21 protein-coding genes are annotated in these 19,134 nt (G+C 73.9%); 9 read left to right on the plus strand and 12 right to left on the minus strand.

What is annotated here, in order from left to right; translation table 11 throughout:
* Positions 1-2: 2 nt before the first annotated feature.
* From GA0070610_RS01150 to GA0070610_RS01165, 4 genes are all read left to right on the plus strand, one after another.
* On the plus strand, positions 3-944 hold the full coding sequence (locus GA0070610_RS01150) for a DUF3152 domain-containing protein (protein WP_088998299.1): 942 nt from the start codon (positions 3-5) through the stop codon (positions 942-944).
* Positions 945-1,145: 201 nt separating this feature from the next.
* Positions 1,146-1,871 carry a DUF3152 domain-containing protein gene (locus tag GA0070610_RS01155; RefSeq protein ID WP_231925868.1) on the plus strand — a complete coding sequence of 242 codons (726 nt, stop codon included), beginning with the start codon at positions 1,146-1,148 and terminating at the stop codon, positions 1,869-1,871.
* A 110-nt stretch (positions 1,872-1,981) separates the two neighbouring features.
* A complete protein-coding gene (moeZ, locus tag GA0070610_RS01160; RefSeq protein WP_088998301.1) occupies positions 1,982-3,163 on the plus strand; it encodes an adenylyltransferase/sulfurtransferase MoeZ in 1,182 nt (393 codons plus the stop codon).
* 99 nt (positions 3,164-3,262) lie between these two features.
* The gene (locus GA0070610_RS01165) at positions 3,263-4,084 is read left to right on the plus strand and encodes a prenyltransferase/squalene oxidase repeat-containing protein (RefSeq protein WP_088998302.1); all 822 of its coding nucleotides are present in this window, start codon (positions 3,263-3,265) and stop codon (positions 4,082-4,084) included.
* Positions 4,085-4,177: 93 nt separating this feature from the next.
* Here GA0070610_RS01165 and GA0070610_RS01170 read toward each other — a convergent pair whose 3' ends face one another.
* From GA0070610_RS01170 to proB, 8 genes are all read right to left on the minus strand, one after another.
* Positions 4,178-4,693 carry an SUKH-4 family immunity protein gene (locus tag GA0070610_RS01170; RefSeq protein ID WP_088998303.1) on the minus strand — a complete coding sequence of 172 codons (516 nt, stop codon included), beginning with the start codon at positions 4,691-4,693 and terminating at the stop codon, positions 4,178-4,180.
* A 44-nt stretch (positions 4,694-4,737) separates the two neighbouring features.
* Positions 4,738-5,358 (minus strand): hypothetical protein, encoded by a 621-nt coding sequence (locus GA0070610_RS01175; RefSeq protein WP_088998304.1) that lies wholly within the window; start codon positions 5,356-5,358, stop codon positions 4,738-4,740.
* Positions 5,355-5,972 (minus strand): hypothetical protein, encoded by a 618-nt coding sequence (locus tag GA0070610_RS01180; protein ID WP_088998305.1) that lies wholly within the window; start codon positions 5,970-5,972, stop codon positions 5,355-5,357. Before GA0070610_RS01180 ends, GA0070610_RS01175 begins: the two co-directional genes overlap by 4 nt.
* The gene (locus GA0070610_RS01185) at positions 5,965-6,459 is read right to left on the minus strand and encodes a WXG100-like domain-containing protein (RefSeq protein WP_088998306.1); all 495 of its coding nucleotides are present in this window, start codon (positions 6,457-6,459) and stop codon (positions 5,965-5,967) included. Before GA0070610_RS01185 ends, GA0070610_RS01180 begins: the two co-directional genes overlap by 8 nt.
* A 27-nt stretch (positions 6,460-6,486) precedes the next feature.
* Positions 6,487-6,813 carry a WXG100 family type VII secretion target gene (locus GA0070610_RS01190; RefSeq protein WP_088998307.1) on the minus strand — a complete coding sequence of 109 codons (327 nt, stop codon included), beginning with the start codon at positions 6,811-6,813 and terminating at the stop codon, positions 6,487-6,489.
* Positions 6,814-6,815: 2 nt separating this feature from the next.
* The gene (locus GA0070610_RS01195; protein WP_088998308.1) at positions 6,816-7,214 is read right to left on the minus strand and encodes a YbaB/EbfC family nucleoid-associated protein; all 399 of its coding nucleotides are present in this window, start codon (positions 7,212-7,214) and stop codon (positions 6,816-6,818) included.
* Positions 7,215-7,300: 86 nt separating this feature from the next.
* Positions 7,301-8,545, minus strand: coding sequence for a glutamate-5-semialdehyde dehydrogenase (locus GA0070610_RS01200; protein WP_088998309.1), 1,245 nt, complete (start codon positions 8,543-8,545; stop codon positions 7,301-7,303).
* Between the two features lie 10 nt (positions 8,546-8,555).
* Positions 8,556-9,665, minus strand: a complete 1,110-nt coding sequence (proB, locus tag GA0070610_RS01205; RefSeq protein WP_172896337.1) for a glutamate 5-kinase — start codon at positions 9,663-9,665, stop codon at positions 8,556-8,558.
* 61 nt (positions 9,666-9,726) lie between these two features.
* Between proB and GA0070610_RS01210 the strand changes: the two genes are divergently transcribed.
* The 3 genes from GA0070610_RS01210 to GA0070610_RS01220 are packed head-to-tail and all read left to right on the plus strand — an operon-like array spanning position 9,727 to position 13,100.
* Entirely contained in the window at positions 9,727-10,038 is a 312-nt protein-coding gene (locus GA0070610_RS01210) for an MGMT family protein (RefSeq protein WP_088998311.1), read from the plus strand.
* A gap of 32 nt (positions 10,039-10,070) precedes the next feature.
* Positions 10,071-11,489: an MFS transporter gene (locus GA0070610_RS01215; RefSeq protein ID WP_088998312.1), complete on the plus strand. Its 1,419-nt coding sequence runs from the start codon at positions 10,071-10,073 to the stop codon at positions 11,487-11,489.
* A 27-nt stretch (positions 11,490-11,516) separates the two neighbouring features.
* Positions 11,517-13,100, plus strand: a complete 1,584-nt coding sequence (locus GA0070610_RS01220; protein ID WP_088998313.1) for a pyridoxal phosphate-dependent decarboxylase family protein — start codon at positions 11,517-11,519, stop codon at positions 13,098-13,100.
* Positions 13,101-13,143: 43 nt separating this feature from the next.
* Here GA0070610_RS01220 and GA0070610_RS01225 read toward each other — a convergent pair whose 3' ends face one another.
* Both GA0070610_RS01225 and GA0070610_RS01230 read right to left on the minus strand, forming a co-directional pair.
* Entirely contained in the window at positions 13,144-14,331 is a 1,188-nt protein-coding gene (locus GA0070610_RS01225; RefSeq protein WP_088998314.1) for a hypothetical protein, read from the minus strand.
* Positions 14,324-14,878 carry a SigE family RNA polymerase sigma factor gene (locus GA0070610_RS01230; protein WP_088998315.1) on the minus strand — a complete coding sequence of 185 codons (555 nt, stop codon included), beginning with the start codon at positions 14,876-14,878 and terminating at the stop codon, positions 14,324-14,326. The genes GA0070610_RS01225 and GA0070610_RS01230 overlap by 8 nt, the downstream gene beginning before the upstream one ends.
* 189 nt (positions 14,879-15,067) lie before the next feature.
* Between GA0070610_RS01230 and GA0070610_RS01235 the strand changes: the two genes are divergently transcribed.
* Complete coding sequence (locus tag GA0070610_RS01235) at positions 15,068-15,628, plus strand: NADH-quinone oxidoreductase subunit B (protein WP_089003196.1); 561 nt, start codon at positions 15,068-15,070, stop codon at positions 15,626-15,628.
* 127 nt (positions 15,629-15,755) lie between these two features.
* On the opposite strand, the gene GA0070610_RS01240 is transcribed toward GA0070610_RS01235, so the two are convergent.
* On the minus strand, positions 15,756-16,505 hold the full coding sequence (locus tag GA0070610_RS01240; RefSeq protein WP_088998316.1) for a VOC family protein: 750 nt from the start codon (positions 16,503-16,505) through the stop codon (positions 15,756-15,758).
* 146 nt (positions 16,506-16,651) lie between these two features.
* Here GA0070610_RS01240 and GA0070610_RS01245 point away from each other — a divergent pair, with 146 nt between their 5' ends.
* The gene (locus tag GA0070610_RS01245) at positions 16,652-17,968 is read left to right on the plus strand and encodes a DUF2252 domain-containing protein (protein ID WP_088998317.1); all 1,317 of its coding nucleotides are present in this window, start codon (positions 16,652-16,654) and stop codon (positions 17,966-17,968) included.
* 7 nt (positions 17,969-17,975) lie between these two features.
* Here GA0070610_RS01245 and GA0070610_RS01250 read toward each other — a convergent pair whose 3' ends face one another.
* Complete coding sequence (locus tag GA0070610_RS01250) at positions 17,976-19,022, minus strand: glucose 1-dehydrogenase (RefSeq protein ID WP_088998318.1); 1,047 nt, start codon at positions 19,020-19,022, stop codon at positions 17,976-17,978.
* Positions 19,023-19,134: the final 112 nt, after the last annotated feature.

Here is a 19,134-nt window from a genome sequence, read left to right on the forward strand (position 1 = left end):
GGATGCCCCCTGCCCGTCGCCCCACCCCGACCCGCCGTGCCCCGGCTTCCGCCGACGGCCGCCGCCGTGCCCCGGCCGGCTCACCCCCGCGCGACGCCGGCGTGGACCTGACCCGCGCGCGACACCGTCGGCCGGCGCGCCGGCGACGGCTCGTGGAGCTGGTCGCGCTGGTGCTCGCGGTCGGCGCGGCGGTGGCGGTGATCGCCGACCGGCGTGCCGACGTCGGGGCGGAGGCGCTCACGCCCGAGGAGTTGGCCCCCGCGCCGATGCTCGCGCCGGCGGCGGCCTCGCCGTCGTCGCCCGCCGCGTCGCCCTCGGCCGCCGCGCCCCCGCCGGCCGTGCTCCGGCTGCCCGGGCCGGTGCCGTCGGCGGGCCGGGGCAGCTTCGGCTACGACGACCGGACGGGCCCGGTGCTGGGCGACGCCGGCACGCTGCGCCGCTACCGGGTCGCCGTGGAGTCGGGCGCCGGCGAGGACGCGGGCCAGTTCGCCGCCGCCGTCGAGCGGGCGCTCGCCGGGCCGGGGAGCTGGGTCGACGGCGAGCTGCGGTTGCAGCAGGTGGGTGCCGCCTCCCGACACGACTTCACGGTCTACCTCGCCACGGCGAGGACGGCGGGCCGGATGTGCGCGGCCGGAGGGGTCGACATCCGGGTGGGCGGGCGGCCCTACACGTCCTGCCGGGCGCCCGGCAAGGTGATCGTCAACCTGGAGCGCTGGCGGCTCTCGGTGCCGCACTTCGTGAGCGCGAAGGTGCCGCTGTCGGTCTACCGGACGTACGTGGTGAACCACGAGGTCGGGCACCAGTTGGGGCACCGGCACGAGCGCTGCCCCGGCAGGGGGCGGGTGGCGCCGGTCATGATGCAGCAGACGCTCTTCCTCAACGGCTGCGTCGCGAACCCCTGGCCGTACCGGGACGGGCGGCGGTACGCGGGGCCCCGGCTCTGACGCAAGGCCCCGACGGGCACGGCGAGGAGGAACGAGCACGCGGCACAGTCGGGGGTTGAGCGGGATTCGCGTTTTACGCGGCGCAATGCCCGATTGGTGTGCAACGCTCGGCTCATGACGTCGTCGTCCCCTTGCGACCCGCCTGGCCCGGCCCGCCGCGCGACTCCGCCCCGACCGTCGGCCCCGCTCCACGGGCGGCGCGTGGTGGGGTTCGGCGTACTCCTGCTGCTCGCGGCGACCGCCACCGTGACGCTGGCCCGGGCCGGCGACCGCGCGAGCGTGCCGGCCACCGGCGACGGGCGTCGCACGTCGTACGCGGCGGGAACGGACGAGCGGCCCCGGCCCTCCGCCTACCCCCGCGCGGGTACGGGCGACTTCGTCACGGCGCCCGGCGAGTCCCCGGTGCGGGGCACCGACGGGCCGCTCCTGCACTACCGGGTGGCCGTGGAGCAGGGCACCGGCCAGGACGTCGACTCCTTCGCCGTGGCCGTCGACGAGGTGCTGGGCGATCCCCGGAGCTGGATCGCCTCGGAGGAGCTGCGGCTGCGGCGGGTGGCGGAGGCGGACGACGCCGACTTCACCGTCTACCTCGCCACCCCGGACACCTCCGAGCGGATGTGCGCCGAGGGCGGGCTGAGTACCGAGGGCTACACCTCGTGCCGGCTCCCCGGCCAGGTGATCGTCAACCTGGCGCGCTGGCTGGAGGCGGTTCCCGACTACGGGGCGCCGCTGGCGATCTACCGCGCCTACGTGGTCAACCACGAGGTGGGCCACGAGCTGGGCGAGGTGCACCAGGCGTGCCCGGGGCCCGGCGAACCGGCGCCGGTGATGCAGCAGCAGACGTACGGCCTGGACGGCTGCGCCGCCAACGCCTGGCCGTACGTGGACGGCTCCCGCTACGACGGCGAGGTCGTTCCCGGCACCTGAGTTATTCCCCTTCCCGCAGTTCGGGCGACGTGTCGCTCCTCATGGCCGATCGAGGCCGGTGCGAGCGACAATGGCTCGGTTCGCCTTCAGCCGATCCCGGGGAGTCCACCGTGTCGTTGCCCCCGCTCGTCGAGCCCGCCGCCGAGCTGACCGTTGACGAGATCCGCCGCTACTCGCGCCACCTGATCATCCCCGACGTCGGGGTGGAGGGGCAGAAGCGGCTGAAGAACGCCCGGGTGCTCTGTGTCGGCGCCGGTGGTCTCGGCTCGCCGGCGCTGATGTACCTCGCCGCCGCCGGGGTCGGCACGCTCGGCATCATCGACTTCGACACCGTCGACGAGTCCAACCTCCAGCGCCAGATCATCCACGGCGTCTCCGACGTCGGGCGCTCCAAGGCCGAGTCGGCCGCCGCCTCGATCCGCGAGATCAACCCGCTGGTGCACGTGGAGATCCACAACACGGCGCTGGACCGGGAGAACGTGCGGGACATCTTCTCCCGCTACGACCTGATCGTCGACGGCACCGACAACTTCGCCACCCGCTACATGGTCAACGACGCGGCGGTGCTGCTCGGCAAGCCGTACGTCTGGGGGTCGATCTACCGCTTCGACGGCCAGGCGTCGGTGTTCTGGGCCGAGCACGGCCCCTGCTACCGCTGCCTCTACCCGGAGCCCCCGCCGCCCGGCATGGTCCCCTCCTGCGCCGAGGGCGGCGTGCTCGGCGTGCTCTGCGCGTCGATCGGCTCCATCCAGGTCAACGAGGCGATCAAGCTGCTCGCCGGCATCGGGGAGCCGCTGGTCGGCCGGCTGATGGTCTACGACGCCCTGGAGATGAGCTACCGCAAGATCAAGGTCCGCAAGGACCCGGACTGCGTGCTCTGCGGCGAGAACCCCACGGTCACCGACCTGCTGGAGGACTACGAGGACTTCTGCGGCGCGGTGTCGGTGGAGGCCCAGGAGGCGGTGGTCGACGCGACCATCACCGCGCTGGAGCTCAAGGAGTGGCAGGACGCCGGCAAGGACATCTTCCTCGTCGACGTGCGCGAGCCGGCCGAGTACGAGATCGTCCGGATCCCCGGCGCGACCCTGATCCCCAAGGGCGAGATCATCTCGGGCGAGGCGCTGGCCAAGCTGCCGCAGGACCGGCAGATCGTGCTGCACTGCAAGTCCGGCGTCCGCTCGGCGGAGGCGCTCGCCGCGCTCAAGTCGGCCGGCTTCCGCGACGCCGTGCACGTGCAGGGCGGCGTGCTCTCCTGGATCAAGCAGATCGACCCGTCGCTGCCGGCGTACTGACCCGGCGCCGGCCGAGGTCGCGGCGGGGCCGTCCCGACCCCCGCGACCTCGGCCGATCTGCGGAGGCGCGATCATGTTTACGCAGGTAGCGTTGCCGCCGTGGTCGACATTGATGCGGCGGTGGGGTTCGTCGTGGCGCACGGGGACGCGGTGGATCGCGCCCGGCTGTCCCGGCTGCGCACCGGCGCGCCGCCCCCCGACAAGCTGCTCGACGACGCGGAGGTCGGTCAGGCGCCCGACGGCGGCTGGCCGGCGACGCTGGGCGGCGAGGTCTCCTCCGTGGACGCCACCTGCTTCCGACTGTCCGAGTTGGACGATCTGGGCGCGCTGGGCCGTCCGGCCGCCCGCCGGGCGCTGGACTGGCTGGCCGCGCGGCAACTGCCCGACGGCGGCTGGGAGGAGGACCCGGCGCTGGCCGGGGTCGCCCCCGAGTGGGCCCGGCCGGGCGACCCCGAGGCGGCGTTCCACCTGACCGCGAACGCCGGTTTCTGGCTGACCGTCGCCGGCCTGGACGCGCGGGCCGCCGGGCCGCTCGACCACCGCGTCGGCGGCGCGTACGCGGGCGTCGTGCACGCCGCCGCGCAGTCGCTCGTCGCCCGGCTGCGCCCGGACGGCAGTTGGCCGTCCTTCCTGCCCGCCGGCTGGCTCAGCGCGGCCGTCCTGTACCGGCAGGAGATGTTCCACGAGGCGGCGCGGATCCAGGTGATCCTCGCCGAGCGCATCCCGGAGCTGTCCCCGGGCGACGTGGCCTGGCTGGCCGCGACACTGCGCCGCGTCGGCATCGTCGGGGACGAGTGGCTGCTGGCACGGGCACGGCGGCGGCTGGCCGAGACCCAGCGCAGCGACGGCGGCTGGGAGAGCGACGACGGGCACCAGTTCGACGTGCACGCCACGCTGAGCGCCATCCGTGCCTGCCGCTGACCGCGACTGACCTGCCCGCCGCCGGGGCCGGGGCGTGTCGTCTGCCGGGCCGCCGCCGTCGGCCCGTATGCCCCAGGCCGCCTCCCGTCCGACCTACTTGAGCTGACTGATCACCAGTGGCCACCAGGCGTCCGGGGCGAACGCGGCACGGTCGACGCTCTCCAGGACGGTGCGCAGCGTCTCCGCCCGCTCGGCCCGGCCCGGCTTGCCCTCGTCGGCCTCCACGAAGAGCGCGAACTGGTAGAGGAACTCGACGAAGGTGCGGAAGTTGCTGTTGACGGCCTGGACGTCCTGCTGCTCCAGGTCGAACTGGAGGATCTCGCCGGTCTTCGGGTCGAGCACGTAGAGCAGGTCGGGGTTGTCGGCGACCGCGCCCACCACGATCAGCCGGATGTCCAGCGAGCCGTCCTCGGTGCTGAGCTGGATCGTGTCGAACAGCTCGATGTCGCCTTCGAGGAACGCGGTGTAGACGACCGCCACGTCCAGTGGGATCTCGTCGCCGGCGGGCAGCAGGTCGGGGTCGAATCCCCCCTCCAGCCACGCCTCGCGCGGGTACGGGATGAGCTCGTCCTCGTTCCACAGTGAGCGGAACCGGGGGTCAGCGGCCATCGTTGGTCCTTCGCGTCTCGGGTGCGGACGGCGTGCGGGCGGCGTCAGGACGCCAGGTCGGCGGCGATCAGCAGGCGCCGCCAGTTGTCGGCGTACTCGCCGGCGTGCCGGCCGGAGCGGAGCCGCCGGTCCCGGACTCCGGGGCCGAGGACGACGGCGACGAGTTCCGGGTAGGCGGGGCCCAGCACGTGCTCGTCGAAGAACGTGGCCACGTCGGGCGCGACGACGGTGAACTCCACGTCCTCGTCGGGGTGCTCGTACTGGAAGACGTAGTCGTCCGGCTCCATCCAGTAGACGTCGAGATCCTCGGGGTCGAGGTAGATGGGCGCCCCCGCCTCGATCTCGCCGCGCAGCCGTTCCGGGATGCTGTGCACCTCGTGGCCGACCGCGAGCGGGCTGCCCATCGGGTCGTCCTCGTCCACCGTGCGGGCCGCCCAGGCGGCCGGGCTGCTGATCTCCTCGGGCGTCTCGAACCGGAAGTTGTCGCCGGCCAGCCGGCCGAAGAGGCCGTAGACCTCGGCCACGCCGGGCAGGTCGGGGATCGGCTCCAGCGGGGTCGGCTCACCGATCACCACACCGAAGCCGCGCTCGGCCTCCAGGCGCCGCAGCAGCGCGAGCTTCTCCCGGATGCGCTCCAGGCGCGCCGGGTCCTGCAGGCTGGTCACGGGATCACCTTCACGATGACCGGGGTGCCCTCGGGAACGTCCCGCAGCGCGACGGAGATGTCGCTGCCGAGCTGGCGATTCGTCCAGGCGTCCATCGGCCTGAGGTTATCGTACGTGTCCGTTCCGTCCAGTTGCAGCTCCTGGATGTGGTCGGGGTCGTAACCCTGGCCCCGGGCGGTGATCGGCCCCTTGCCCGCGTAGAGGCGCTCGACCACGTTCTTGTTGGCCAGGTACTTGTTCGTCTCCGGGGTGCCCATGTCCTGGGTGAGGCGGCCGTCCTTGGTCAGGTTGCGGATCATCCGGTCCCGGTAGACGTTGGTGCGGGTGCGTCGCTTGCCCGTGGAGGGGTCGTAGACCTTGTTGCTGTCCCGGTCCGACGGCGCCTTCTTCAGCGCCCCGTCCTGGCCGAGCCGTTGCAGGTCGCGGGCCTTGCGGTCGAAGTCCCGCCTGTCGAAGTCCGGCCGGTTCTTCAGCACCAGCACCGCCGGGCCCTTCGGCTTCGTGCCGGCCGACTTCGCGGTGCGGAAGACGTCGGCGTTCTCCAGATAGGCCGAAACGACGCGGGCGCCCTTGGCCTGCGTCTGCCGGGGCGGGCTGGTCCGCTTCCTAGCCATTGAGCACCGTCTCGACGGCCATGCCGATGAGCTGGTCGATGATCATCCCCGTGATCATCTTGAAGATCGGGATCTGGAGCAGGGACGCCCCGAAGGTGACCGCCGCCGTCACGATGGCCTGCGCGATCTGGATCGCCAGCAGGGCCAGTTGGACGATCACCTGGATCTTCAGGGCCAGCACCACGCCCGCCGCGACCATCAGCCCGACGCCGATGACGGTGGCCGGGCGGGCGACGTCGGCGACGTTGCGGGCGGCCGACTCCTTGTCGTTCCACTCGCCGGCGAAGGCGGTGAAGCTCTCGCCCCGGTTGTTGTCGAGCACCGTGCGCGCCGCCGACTCCAGCTGCGCCACCGAGCCGGAGATCTGGCCGGCCATGCCGGTCCACTCCCCGGCGAGCTGGAAGATCGCCGTCTCGTCCGACTGGGGCCACTCGTAGCCGAGCATCGAGAGCAGGGAGGCGAGCTCACCCGGGAGCGTCAGACCCACCGCGACTCCTTTCCTAGGTCGGGCGGCTCAGGCGCCCAGCGAGCCGAGGATCGAGCGGAACGACGCGGCCGCGTTCTCCTCGGCGGCGCGGTAGCCGTCGGCCATCCCGCGCAGGCCGTCGACGTAGCTCTCCAGCTCGGTGATGTTCGTGCCCAGGCACTCGGCCAGCGCGTCCACGCACGCCTGGTGGGCGACCCCCAGCAGCGAGCCGATGTCGTCGCCGCCGAAGGCCGCGGCGTAGCCGCCGACCGCCGCCTGGAAGCCCTCGAAGACCTGGCGGACGGACTCCTTGGCCTGCTCCAGCTCGTCCGCGCCGCGACCCAGCGCGTCGAGGTCGACGTCGAGGCTCTCCACGCTCAGCTCCCGTGCAGTTTCCGCATTGTCTCGCTGACGGCCTGGCTGATCTCCCGCATCTGCCGCAGGCCCTGGTCCTGGAGGCGTTCGATGGTGGCGGTCATCGCGGCGAGGTCGGGCATCGGTTCGCTGGCGGCGACCCCGTCGTCCTGGCCGTCGAGCGCGGCGTTGACCGCCTGGCGCAGCTCGGCCGCGAGGTATTCCGAGCCCTCCCGGAGCACCCGCGGGTCGATGTCGACGGCGCTGACCCGGCCGTCGGTGCCGAGCGTGACGCGGATGCGGCCCTCGGCGGCCTCGGCCACCGACTCCGTGCGCTCCCGGGGTGCGGCGGCGCCACCCACCTCGCGCAGCGCGGCCCGCGCCTGCGCCAGTTGCTGTTCCAGGGCACTCTCGCCCAGCATGCCGCCTCCCCAAGACAAGCCGTGCCGAACCCGACCCAGACTAGCGGTCGCCCGCACCCGGGCGGGGACCCCGGAGCCGGCGGCGGTCAGCTGCGCAGGTGGCCGTCGCCGGTGACCACGTACTTGGTGGAGGTCAGCTCGGGCAGGCCCATCGGCCCGCGCGCGTGCAGCTTCTGCGTGGAGATGCCGATCTCGGCGCCGAAGCCGAACTCACCCCCGTCGGTGAACCTGGTCGAGGCGTTGACCATCACGGCCGCCGCGTCCACCCGGGCCACGAACTCCCGGGCGGCGGTGGTCGAGTCGGTGACGATCGCCTCGGTGTGCCCGGTGCCGTACCGCCGGATGTGCGCGACCGCCGCGTCGAGCGAGTCGACGACGGCGACCGCGATGTCGGCCGAGAGGTACTCGGTGGCGAAGTCCTCGTCGGTGGCCGGCCGTACGGCGGCCGAGTGGGCGGCGACCCGCTCGTCGCCGTGCACGGTGACGCCGGCCTCGACGAAGGCGGCCAGCATCGGCGGCAGGAAGGCGTCGGCGACGGCCGCGTGCACGAGCAGCGACTCGGCGGTGTTGCAGGTGGACAGCCGCTGGGTCTTCGCGTTGAGCGCGATCGCGACGGCCTTGGCGAGGTCGGCGGCGGCGTCCACGTAGACGTGGCAGTTGCCGACGCCGGTCTCGATGACCGGCACGGTCGACTCCTCGACCACCGTGCGGATCAGGGACACGCCGCCGCGCGGGATCAGCACGTCGACCAGGCCCCGGGCGCGCATCAGCTCCTTGACCGAGTCGCGGCTGCTGGCGTCGAGCAGCTGCACCGCGTCCGCCGGCAGGCCGGCGTCGCCCACCGCGTCGCGCAGCACGGCGACCAGGGCGGCGTTGGAGTTGGCCGCCGACGACGAGCCGCGCAGCAGCGCCGCGTTGCCCGACTTCAGGCAGATGCCGGCGGCGTCGACGGTCACGTTCGGGCGGGCCTCGTAGATGATGCCCACCACGCCGAACGGCACCCGGATCTGGCGCAGCTCCAGCCCGTTGGGCAGGGTCGAGCCCCGGACCACCTCGCCCACCGGGTCCGGCAGCGCCGCCATCTGCCGCAGTGCGTCGGCGATGCCCGCCACCCGCCCCGCGCCGAGGGCGAGCCGGTCCAGCACGGCCGCGCTCAGCCCGGCCTCGCGCCCGGCCGCCAGGTCCGCCGAGTTCGCGGCCAGGATCTCCGGCGTACGCGCCACCAGCGCGTCGGCCATCGCCGTCAGCGCGGCGTCCTTCGTCGTACGCGTGGCGACGGCCAGCGCCTCCGCCGCCGTACGCGCCCGCCGGGCCTGCTCGCTCACGCTCATCGCGCACTCCTCACAACAGCACGAGGTCGTCGCGGTGGACGACCTCCCGTTCGTACGCCGGGCCGAGCGCCGCGGCGAGTTCCGTGGTGGAGCGGCCGAGCAGCCCCGGCAGCTCGACCGCGTCGTAGTTGACCAGTCCCCGGGCTACCGGCGCTCCCTCGGCGTCCACCAGGTCGACCGGGTCGCCGGCGGTGAACGCCCCGTCTACGGCCGTGATGCCGGCGGGCAGCAGCGACTTGCGCCGGCCCACCACCGCCGCTACCGCGCCCGGGTCGAGGTGCAGCCGGCCCCGGGGCGAGGTGGCGTGGGCGAGCCAGAAGAGCCGGGCGGTCGGGCGCCGGCGGCTGGGGTGGAACAGGGTGCCGACGGGCTCGCCGGCCAGCGCCGGGGCGGCCAGCGGCGCGGCGGTCAGCACCACCGGGATGCCGAACCCGGTGGCGATCCGGGCCGCCTCCACCTTCGTCACCATGCCGCCGGTGCCCACGCCGGCCCGGCCGGCGCCGCCGATGGCGACCCCGGTCAGGTCCCGCTCGTCGTGCACCTCGCTGATCCGGCTGGAGCCCGGACGGGCGGGATCGCCGGTCCAGAGGGCGTCCACGTCGGAGAGGAGCACCAGCAGGTCGGCGTGGACGAGAGCGGCGACGAGGGCGGCCAGCCGGTCGTTGTCGCCGAACCGGATCTCCTCGGTGGCGACCGTGTCGTTCTCGTTGACGATCGGCACCGCCCGCAGGTCGAGCAGTTTGCGCAGGGTGCGGTACGCGTTGCGGTAGTGCGCCCGCCGGGTCACGTCGTCGACGGTGAGCAGGACCTGTCCGACGGTCAGCCCGTGCCGGGCGAAGGCGGTCGCGTACCGGCCGATCAGCAGGCCCTGCCCGACGCTGGCGGCGGCCTGCTGGGTGGCCAGGTCGCGCGGGCGCCGGGACAGCCCCAGCGGCGCGAGGCCGGCGGCGATCGCGCCGGAGCTGACCAGCACGACCTCCCGGCCCTCGGCGGCGAGCGCGCCCAGGGTGCCGACGAGCGCGTCGACCCGCCCGTCGTCCAGCCCGCCCTCGGCGGTGGTCAACGAGGAGGATCCGATCTTGACGACGACCCGCCGGGCCGCCGTGACCATGTCGCGCACCCGCCCATTCTGCGTGGTCGGTCCCGGCGGACTCCGGCGCCTTCTCATATCGTGGCCGGTCGTGAGACCTGACGAGTACGTCGAGGCGGTGCTGGAGCTCGTCGAGCGGATCCCGCCCGGCCGGGTGATGTCGTACGGGGCGGTCGCCGACGCGCTGGCGGAACGCTCGGGGCGGGCGTCGGCGCGGCTGGTCGGTTCGATCATGGCCCGGCACGGCGGGGGCGTGCCCTGGTACCGGGTCGTGAACTCGGCCGGCCGCCTGCCGCCCGGGCACGAGCGGGAGGCGCGGGAGCGGCTGCGCGCCGAGGGCACGCCGCTGCGCGGCACCGGGGTGGACATGACGGCGAGCTGGTCCCCCGAGGAGGGGATGTGACCCGTGCCATAACGTGAGTAACATTCGGCGCCATGGACGCGCCGTCGGGTGGAGCAGGTCCGGTCGCTGGCGCGCTGCCGCGCCGGGTGCACGCCGGTTACGCACTCGGATCGCTGGCCACCGGCGCGTTCGGCACCGTGCCCGGCCTGCTCCTGCTGCCGTACCTGACCGACACCCTCGGCGTCGCGGCGGGCGCGGCCGCCCTGCTGGTGCTCCTGCCGAAGGCGTGGGACGTGCTGGTCAACCCGGTCGCCGGCCGGATTTCCGACCGCACCCGCTCGCGCTGGGGCGCCCGCCGGCCGTACCTGCTGGTCGCCGGGCTCGCCCTCGGCGTGCTCTTCGCCGCCATCTTCGCCGCGCCGTTCGGTGCCGGGCCGGCCGCCGGGGCGTACGTGGCGGTCGCCTTCCTCGCCACGGCCACCGCGTTCGCCTTCTTCCAGGTTCCGTACGTGGCGATGCCGGCGGAGCTGACCGACGACTACGCCGAACGTACCCGCCTGATGAGCTGGCGGATCGCGGTGCTGGCGCTGGCCATCCTGGTCTCCGGCGCGGTGGCCCCGCTGGTGCGCGACGCCGGCGGCGGAGGCCTGCCCGGGCACCGCTGGATGGGCCTCTTCGTCGCCGGGCTGATCGTGCTCGGCGCGGTCGGCGCGTTCCTCGGCACCCGGTCCGCCCCCGGTGGCACGGTGGCGGAGAGCGAGCCGACGCTGCGCGCCCAGCTCGCCGTCGTCGCCGGCAACCGGCCGTTCCGGGCGCTGCTGGTCTGCTTCGTGGTGCAGTCCGCCGGGGTCGCCACCGTCCTCGCCGGGGTCAACTACTTCGCCGAGCAGATCCTGCGCGACCCCGGGGGCGGGCCGACCATCCTGTTCGCCTGCTTCGTCGCGCCGGCGCTGCTGGTGATGCCGCTCTGGACCCGGGTCGGCGCGCGGGTCGGCAAGCTCGCCGCCCTGGTCGCGGCGTCGCTGATCTTCGCGGCGGGCGCGCTGGCCCTGGTCGCCGCCCCGGTGCTGCCCGCCCTCGCGGTCTACCCGCTGGTGGCGCTGATCGGCGTCGGCTACGCCGGGCAGCAGGTGTTCGCCCTCGCCATGCTCCCGGACTGCATCGCGTACGACACGGCGCGTACCGGCCGGCGGCAGGCCGGCGTCTTCACGGGGGTCTGGACGGCCGGCGAGACCTTCGGGCTGGCCCTCGGGCCGGGCATCTTCGGCCTGGTGCTCCAGCTCACCGGCTACGTCTCCTCCGACACCGGCACGGCGGCCACCCAGTCCGACACCGCCCGACTGGGCATCCTGATCGGCTTCACGGTCCTCCCCGCCCTCCTGGTGGGCCTGGCGGTCCTCTTCCTCCGCCCCTACGACCTGACCTCGGCCCGCCTGGCCGCCGAGCCCGACCCGACCCCCCACACCCACCCGGCCGATCATGCGGTTGTGGTGGGGGACGAAAGCCGCTGACCCGCATGGAAAGGGCACCGCAACTCCATGATCGACGACGAAGCTGACCGGCGGGCGCTGCCCGGGAACGGCCTGCCCGCCGAGCGCGTGTTGGCGGAGGTACGGGCGCTGCGCGCCGCCGACCGGCCCACGCACGGGGGACGGCTGTTCGCCTACGTCTACGACCCGGCGGTGCCCGGCCTGGACGAGCTGGCCGCCGCCGCGTACGCCGGCAGCGCCCACGTCAACGGGCTCGACCCGACCGCCTTTCCGTCGCTGCTGGCGATGGAGAACGCGCTGGTCGGTGCGGCCGCGCGGCTGCTCGGCGGCGGCCCCGGCAGCGCCGCACCGGACGTCGTCGGCAGCGTCACCAGCGGCGGCACCGAGTCGCTGATCCTGGCCGTGAAGGCCGCCCGCGACGCCCACCCGGAGATCGCCGCGCCCCGGATCGTGGTGCCGGCCAGCGCGCACGCCGCGTTCGCCAAGGCGGCGCACTACCTGCGGGTCGCCGTGGACACGGTGCCCGTGTCGGCGTCGACGCTGCGGCCGGCCGCCGCCGACGTGGCAGCCGCCATCGGCCCCGACACGGTGCTGGTGGCCTGCTCCGCCCCCTCGTACGCGCACGGCGTCGTCGACCCCGTCGCCGAGATCGCCGGGGCCGCCGCCACGGCCGGGGTGCGCTGCCACGTCGACGCCTGCTTCGGCGGCTGGACCCTGCCGTATCTGCGCCGGCTCGGGGTGGACGTACCGCCGTTCGACTTCGCCGTCGCGGGGGTCACCTCGATCTCCGTGGACCTGCACAAGTACGCGTACGCCCCAAAGGGCGTGTCCGTGCTGCTGCACCGCGACGCGGCGCTGCGCGCCCCGCAGTACTTCGCGTACGCGGACTGGCCCGGCTACACGATGGTGAACCCGGTCATCGCCTCCACCCGCTCCGGCGGGCCGATCGCCGCCGCGTACGCCACCCTGCGGCACCTCGGCGACGACGGGTACCTACGGCTCGCGGCGGCCACCCGGGACGCCGTCGCCGGCCTGGCCGACGCCGTGCGCGCGGCCGACGGGCTGCGGCTGATGGCCGAGCCGGAGTCGACCGTGGTCTGCTTCACCGCCACCGACGCGGGTCTCGACCTCTTCGTGCTGGTCGACGAGCTGGCCGCCCGCGGCTGGCACACCCAGCCCCAGCTGTCGTACGCCGATCTGCCGCCGAGCGTGCACCTGACGGTGACGGCCGCGGTGGCGCCGCGGGTGGCCGAGTTCGGCCCGGACCTCGCCGCCGCCGTGGCCGCCACCCGGGCCGCCGGGCCGGTGGCGCTCCCCGCCGAGCTGCTGGCCCTCGCGACCACGCTGACCCCTGACGCGCTCACCCCCGACCTGGTCGCCGGCCTGGCCGCCGGACTGGGCCTGACCGGCCCCGCACCCACCGCCGCCGACTCCGCCGGTGCCGAAGAGGCCGCAGGCCCCGCCGCCCCCGCCGACTTTGCCGGCGACGGCGACGGCGCCAGCGCCAGGACCGCCGCGCCGCCGCCCGGGCGGATGGCGGTGGTGAACACCCTGCTCGACGCCGCGCCGCCGGCGCTACGGGAACGGCTGCTGGTGGAGTTCGTCGGCCTGCTGCAACGCCCCACCTGGTGAGCGGCGGCGGCGTCCACCGCGCCGGGTGGACGCCGCCGCCGGATCATCCGTCCACCCGCAGGTCGATCTGGTTGTCCCCGGGTGCCAGGTCCGGCCAGTAGCGGTGGTCGGCGCTGTGGTGGACCACCCGGGCCGACACGTCCGCCCCCGGACCCTCCGGCTCGACGCGGAAACGGAAGGTCCAGCTCCGGCGCTCCCCGGCCGGCACCCCGTCGGTCAGGCACGGCGGCCAGTCCGACCTTCCCCGGGCCGACTCGCACCGGTCCCAGTCGCCGCCGTCGGGCGTGCCGACGCGCTCCAGCTCGTGGAAGGCGACACGGTCCGCGTCGACGGAACCCCGGTTGGTCACGGTCACCGTCACCGTGCCCCGCCGCCGGCCGAGCTGGTCCGCCGGCTCGAGGACGAGTGGCCCGGCGGAGATCGCCAGGTCGGTGAGGCGGGAGTCCCGGCCCCAGGTGGTCGGCCCGGCGGTCTGGGTGAACCGCTCGCCGTCCCAGCCGTACGTCCGCCACTGCTGTCGCGCCCAGTACGCCGGGATGCTGCAACAGGGCTGGATGTCGGCGACCTGGATGCGGACCTTCCCACCGGCCACGGCGACGGCACGGACGTCCTCGAAGCCGCCGTCGCCCTTCTCGTGCGTCCGGGCCACCCGGCCCAGCGTGACGATCCGCCCGGCGGCGTCCCGGTCGAAGGCGACCACCTGCTTCGCCGACGCCTCGCCGATGCGGCAGCCGAGCAGGGCCAGCGTCTCGGTGGCGCCGTCGGCGTCGACGTCGCCGTGCGTGACGCTGATCAGGTACGGCCGGTCCACCTCCGTCGTGGCGGCGGGAAGCAGGGTGACCCGCGTGGTGTCGGCGCAGCTCCGGCCGGCCCACGCCGGCAGGTCGAGTGCGACGGCGCGTAGCTGCCGTCCGGTGATCCGGCCGTCCGGCGCGGTCGGTGCCGACGGTGACCGCGACGCGTCGGGAGAGGGTTCGGGCGACGGGGACCACGTCGGGCCGGCCGTCGGTGTGGCCGCTGGCGGCCCCGGGGGCGCGGCGTCCCGCAGCGCCGCGACGGCGGCGATCGGGGCCACCACCAGCGTGACGGCGAGGGCCCCGGTCGCGACGGTGGCGCGGCGGCGACGCCGCAGCGTGCGCCGGGCCGCGTCCGGACCCGGACCGTCGATCCGGTCCGTCAGATCTCCGCGGTACGCGGCGAAGCGCGCCCGCAGCGGGTCCTGCTCAGGCATGGCCGACTCCCTCCGGGTTCTCGTCGAGCAGGGTGGCCAGGGCGGCGCGGCCCCGGTGCAGCCACGACTTGACCGTGCCCTCCGCGACCCCCTCCTGCGCCGCGATCTGGGCGACGGACATGTCGGCCAGGTAGTGCAGGACGACGGCCCGCCGGTGGTTCGCCGGCAGCGCCGCGAGTGCCCTCTCGATGTCCACCCGGTCCGGCGTAGGTCCCGCGACCTGCGTCTCCACCCGCCGCTGTCGCAGCAGGTGGCCGCGGGCGGTACGCAGCCGACGCCACCGGCTGCGCGCGAGGTTCCAGGCCACCCGCCGGATCCAGGCCACCGGGTCGTCGTAACGGGCCAGCCGGTCCCACCGGGCGAGCGCCCGGCAGAACGCCTCCTGGGCCAGGTCCTGGGCCTGGCCCAGGTCGCCGGTGTACGCGCAGAGTTGCGCGGTGACACCCCGGAAGTGCGCGTGGTAGAAGTCGTCGAAGGTGATCGGCGTCCCGCCCTCGGCGGCCCGCGCGTCGACCGTCGGGGGTGGTTCGTTGGCGCGGGCTCCCATCGTCACTGTCACTGTCCCTCCCCGTTCGAGCCACCGTGGCTGTCTGGCGGCGGTAACACTCCACCGGGCTCCGGCCGGTTGCGGCCGGCGCGGTCGTGGATCCGACGGCGACCCGCGGCCGCCGACGGGTCGACCGGTGCCGCCGCGGGCTGTGGTTGACTTGGGGCGGTGCTCGGGAAGGGGGCGGTCGTGCAGGTGCCGGGAGTGCTCGGTGAGCCGATCCGGTTCGTGCTGAACTGGGGCCGCCGCTACTCGCTCTGGGTCTTCAACTTCGGCCTGGCCTGCTGCGCGATCGAGTTCATCGCCACCAGCATGGGCCGGCACGACTTCATGCGGCTGGGCGTGATCCCGTTCGCGCACGGGCCCCGGCAGGCCGACCTCATGGTCGTCTCCGGGACGGTCACCGACAAGATGGCCCCCGCGATCAAGCGGCTCTACGACCAGATGCCCGAGCCGAAGTACGTCATCTCGTTCGGTGCGTGCTCCAACTGCGGCGGCCCCTACTGGGACTCGTACTCGGTGACCAAGGGCGTCGACCAGCTCATCCCGGTCGACGTCTACGTGCCCGGCTGCCCGCCCCGGCCCGAGGCGCTGCTGCACGGCATCCTGCGTCTCCAGGAGAAGATCGCCGCCGAGCAGTCCGGCATCGGCGGCGTGCCCCGGCCCGACGCGCTCGCCGCGCCGGTCGACGCCGCGCCCCGCCCGGTGGAGTCCCTCACCGCGCCCCCGGTACGGCCCCCGGCCGACTGAACGACCCACCCACTCCGCGCCAGCCGAGGTGATCAAGAGGTTTGGTCGCGGCGTGGAGATCGAACCGCACCGAAACCTCTTGATCGACGGTACGCACAGTTCGGCGGGCCACCATCGGGTCGAGGCGTCAGGTCCCCGTCGGCAGCCACGACGTGAGCAGGGCGGGGTCGGCGACGGCGGATTCGACCTCACGACGCTCCTGCCCGGTCAGGGCGAGCTGCCGGAGCCGGGCCCCGAACTCCGCCACCCGTTCCGGCTCGTCGAGGGCCGTGCACAGCTCGACGAGCATGGCGAGCGCAGTCGCCTGCTGCACGACCGACGCGCCGTCGCCATGGCGGCGCAGCCCCGAGTTCAGCGCCCGGAACGCGGCGCGGTCATCGGTCTTGAACTCCCGCAGGATCCGCGCGTTGTCCAGGACCCGGGCCAGCCCTTCGAGCCGCTTGGAACCGCCGTACTCCAGCTCCGTCGGCTCGTCCCGCCGAATGAAGACGATCGAGTTTCCGGACGGGTCCAGGACGGTGAACCGGGAGGCGCCCGGCCGGTACCGGGTCATCCGGGGCAGCCCCTTGTCGAGCACCCTGCCGTACGCGCGGCGCATGGCCTCGGTGAACGCGGCGTGGTAGGGCGCGACGTCGTCGACCATCACGAGGCATCCGCCGGTGTCCTCCAGCGCCGCATCCACGTTGCCGGACGCGGCCTTGTATTGCAGCTCGAACCCGCTCCACCGGAACGCCAGGGACAGGTAGGGCTTCTTCTGCTCGTAGGTCACGGCGAAGCCCAACGCACGCCAGAAGGCCAGCGTCGCGTCGGGATCGACGCAGGGCAGCAACGGCACGACGGTCTCGGTCGGCGGGACGGGGTTTTCCAGCATCGTCATCGCATCCTCCTGAGCTGGGACGCGACGACTGTGCCAAACGATCGACGAATGCGCACATGCAAACGTTTGCAACGAGACCGCGCCGGGGCGGCGAGGGTCCGGCCGGTCGAGCGGAAGAGTGGCGACCGGGGGTTAGCCTGCGCACCATGAACCACTCCGCCGACCAGCGTTCCGCCCACATCGTCGACGTACTCACCGAGGAGTTCGGCGCGTCGATGGCTCTCGACCCGGCCGCCTTCCGGCGCAAGTTCCGCAAGATGGCCGCGTCGCCGTTCGCCTTCTACCGGGGCAGCGCCTCGCTCTTCTACGCCGACCAGGTCGGCGACTTCGCCGACGACCGGTTCCTCGACGACCGCACCAGCCGGGTGTGGATCCACGGCGACCTGCACGCGGAGAACTTCGGCACGTACATGAACGCCTCCGGGCAGCTCGTGTTCAACGTCAACGACTTCGACGAGGCGTACGTGGGGCCGTTCAGCTGGGACCTGAAGCGGCTCGCGGCCAGCGTGGCGCTGCTCGGCTACGCCAAGGCGCTCTCCGACCGGGCGATCAGCGACCTGGTCACCGGCTTCGCGCAGTCGTACCTGACCGAGCTGCGGGCCATCGCCGCCGGTGGCGACGACGCGATCGGCTCGATCACCCTGGACAACGCCGACGGCGTGCTGCGCCGGGTGCTCCAGCAGGCGCGGCTCAGCACCCGGGTCGACCTGCTCGCCACGCAGACCACCATCGACAACTACGAGCGCCGGTTCTCGCTGGGCGACGGCGTCTTCGAGATCGACGCCGAGACCCGGGAGCGGGTCTGCGCCGCGTTCGAGGACTACCTCGGCACGCTGCCCACCTCCTCCGCCCAGTCCCGTCCGGTGGCCACGCACATCAAGGACGTGGTGCTGCGCAAGGGCGTGGGCATCGGCTCGGCCGGGCTGCCGTCGTACAACCTGCTGCTGGAGGGGCACACCCAGGCGCTGGAGAACGACGTCGTCATCTACATGAAGCAGGCCCAGGTGCCGGCGGTGGCCCGACACATCGCCGACGAGTCGGTCGCGGGCTACTTCCAGCACCAGGGGCACCGCACCGCCGAGTCGCAGCGCGCACTCCAGGCGCACGCCGACCCGTGGCTGGGCTTCACCGAGCTGGACGGGGCCGGCCAGCTCGTCGCCGAGGTCTCCCCGTACGCGGCCGACCTCGACTGGTCCGACGTGAACGAGCCGGAGGAGCTGGCCGGGGTGCTGGCCGACCTGGGCCGGGCGGTCGCCCGGATGCACTCGGTGGCCGACGACGAGTCCAGCCACGACCTGGTCGACTACTCCACCGAGGAGGCGATCGTGGCGGCCGTGGACGCCGACGAGGCGGGCTTCGTGGCCCACCTGGTCGACTTCGCCCACGCGTACGGCGTCCGCGCCCGACAGGACCACCAGCTCTTCGTCGACCTGTTCCGCAACGGCCGGCTGCCCGGCCTCTGAACGGGGGTCAGGAGCCGAACTCCAGCACCACCTTGATGTCGTCCGGCTCGGGGGTGTACGCCTCGGCGTACCCCTCCACGGGCACCCGGCGGGTGATCAGCGCGTCGAGCCAGGACGGGTCGGCACGGGCCAGCGCGGCGGCGGCGAGGTCCCAGTGCCGGCGGTTGGCGTTCACCGAGCCGAAGACCACGTTGTTCTCCAGCACCAGGGAGCGGTTGAGCGCCCCGGCGTCGAGGTCGATGGTCCGCCCGCCGCTGGAGACGCCGGTCAGGCAGACGATGCCGGTCGGCGCGATCTTGTACATCACGTCGAGGACGACGACCGGCGCCCCGGTGCACTCCAGCACCACGTCCGGCTCGAAGTCCAGCTCGCAGACGGACTCGGTGTGGTAGCTCGCCCCGAGCGCGCGTACCAGACCCGGCTTCGGCCCGGTGGTGTTGCGGTCCAGCACGTGCACGGCGAGCCCGCGCTGCGTGGCCAGCAGCGCGGCCAGGAGGCCGATCGGCCCGGCCCCGGTGACCAGTACGCTGCGCGGCTGCCACTCGGCGCGGGCACCGATGCGCTCGATGTGCTCCCACGCCTTCGCCACCACGCTGGTCGGTTCCAGCAGCATGCCGACCGGGGCGAGGGACGGGTCCAGCCCCACGGCGAAGCGGGGTTGCAGCCGCCAGCGGTCCCGGGCGAAGCCGGGCAGGGCCTTGATGCCGTGCTCGGTGAACTGGCCGTTGCGGCACATGTCCCACTCGTCGACCGCGCAGTTCGGGCAGGGCACCGGGTCGGGGTGCCGGACGACGCCCGCCACCAGGTCGCCGGGTTGCAGGGTGCCCGACGGGTCCTCCAGCACCCGGCCCAGCGACTCGTGCCCCAGCACCAGCCGGTCCGCGCCGGGCGGCGCCTCGCCGTACTGGCCGGCGATGATCTCGTGGTCGGTGCCGCAGATCCCCACCGCCAGCGCCTCGACCAGGATCGCGCCCTCCTCGGGCAGCGGTTCCGGATGGTCCTCGACCAGCCGCAGTGAGTCGGCGACCCCCGGGTTGACAGTCACAGCGCGCACGCCCCCATCCTTCCTCGTCGCCCGTCCCCCCGCCGCCAAAGCCTCACATCCCCACCCCGGGTTCGCCCCGTGCCCCGCGCCTCCCCGCCCCGCCCGGGGCGCGGGGGAAGGG

This window comes from Micromonospora echinofusca (genome assembly GCF_900091445.1).
Classification (GTDB): domain Bacteria; phylum Actinomycetota; class Actinomycetes; order Mycobacteriales; family Micromonosporaceae; genus Micromonospora; species Micromonospora echinofusca.

Bases quoted from the DNA above. Each gene is read 5' to 3' on its own strand.
- GA0070610_RS01230 (WP_088998315.1), bottom strand. From the start codon at position 14,878: ATGGGAGCCCGCGCCAACGAACCACCCCCGACGGTCGACGCGCGGGCC.
- GA0070610_RS01225 (WP_088998314.1), bottom strand. From the start codon at position 14,331: ATGCCTGAGCAGGACCCGCTGCGGGCGCGCTTCGCCGCGTACCGCGGA.
- GA0070610_RS01200 (WP_088998309.1), bottom strand. From the start codon at position 8,545: ATGAGCGTGAGCGAGCAGGCCCGGCGGGCGCGTACGGCGGCGGAGGCG.
- GA0070610_RS01150 (WP_088998299.1), top strand. From the start codon at position 3: ATGCCCCCTGCCCGTCGCCCCACCCCGACCCGCCGTGCCCCGGCTTCC.
- GA0070610_RS01245 (WP_088998317.1), top strand. From the start codon at position 16,652: ATGAACCACTCCGCCGACCAGCGTTCCGCCCACATCGTCGACGTACTC.
- GA0070610_RS01180 (WP_088998305.1), bottom strand. From the start codon at position 5,972: ATGGCTAGGAAGCGGACCAGCCCGCCCCGGCAGACGCAGGCCAAGGGC.
- GA0070610_RS01195 (WP_088998308.1), bottom strand. From the start codon at position 7,214: ATGCTGGGCGAGAGTGCCCTGGAACAGCAACTGGCGCAGGCGCGGGCC.
- GA0070610_RS01220 (WP_088998313.1), top strand. From the start codon at position 11,517: ATGATCGACGACGAAGCTGACCGGCGGGCGCTGCCCGGGAACGGCCTG.
- GA0070610_RS01215 (WP_088998312.1), top strand. From the start codon at position 10,071: ATGGACGCGCCGTCGGGTGGAGCAGGTCCGGTCGCTGGCGCGCTGCCG.
- GA0070610_RS01170 (WP_088998303.1), bottom strand. From the start codon at position 4,693: ATGGCCGCTGACCCCCGGTTCCGCTCACTGTGGAACGAGGACGAGCTC.
- GA0070610_RS01240 (WP_088998316.1), bottom strand. From the start codon at position 16,505: ATGACGATGCTGGAAAACCCCGTCCCGCCGACCGAGACCGTCGTGCCG.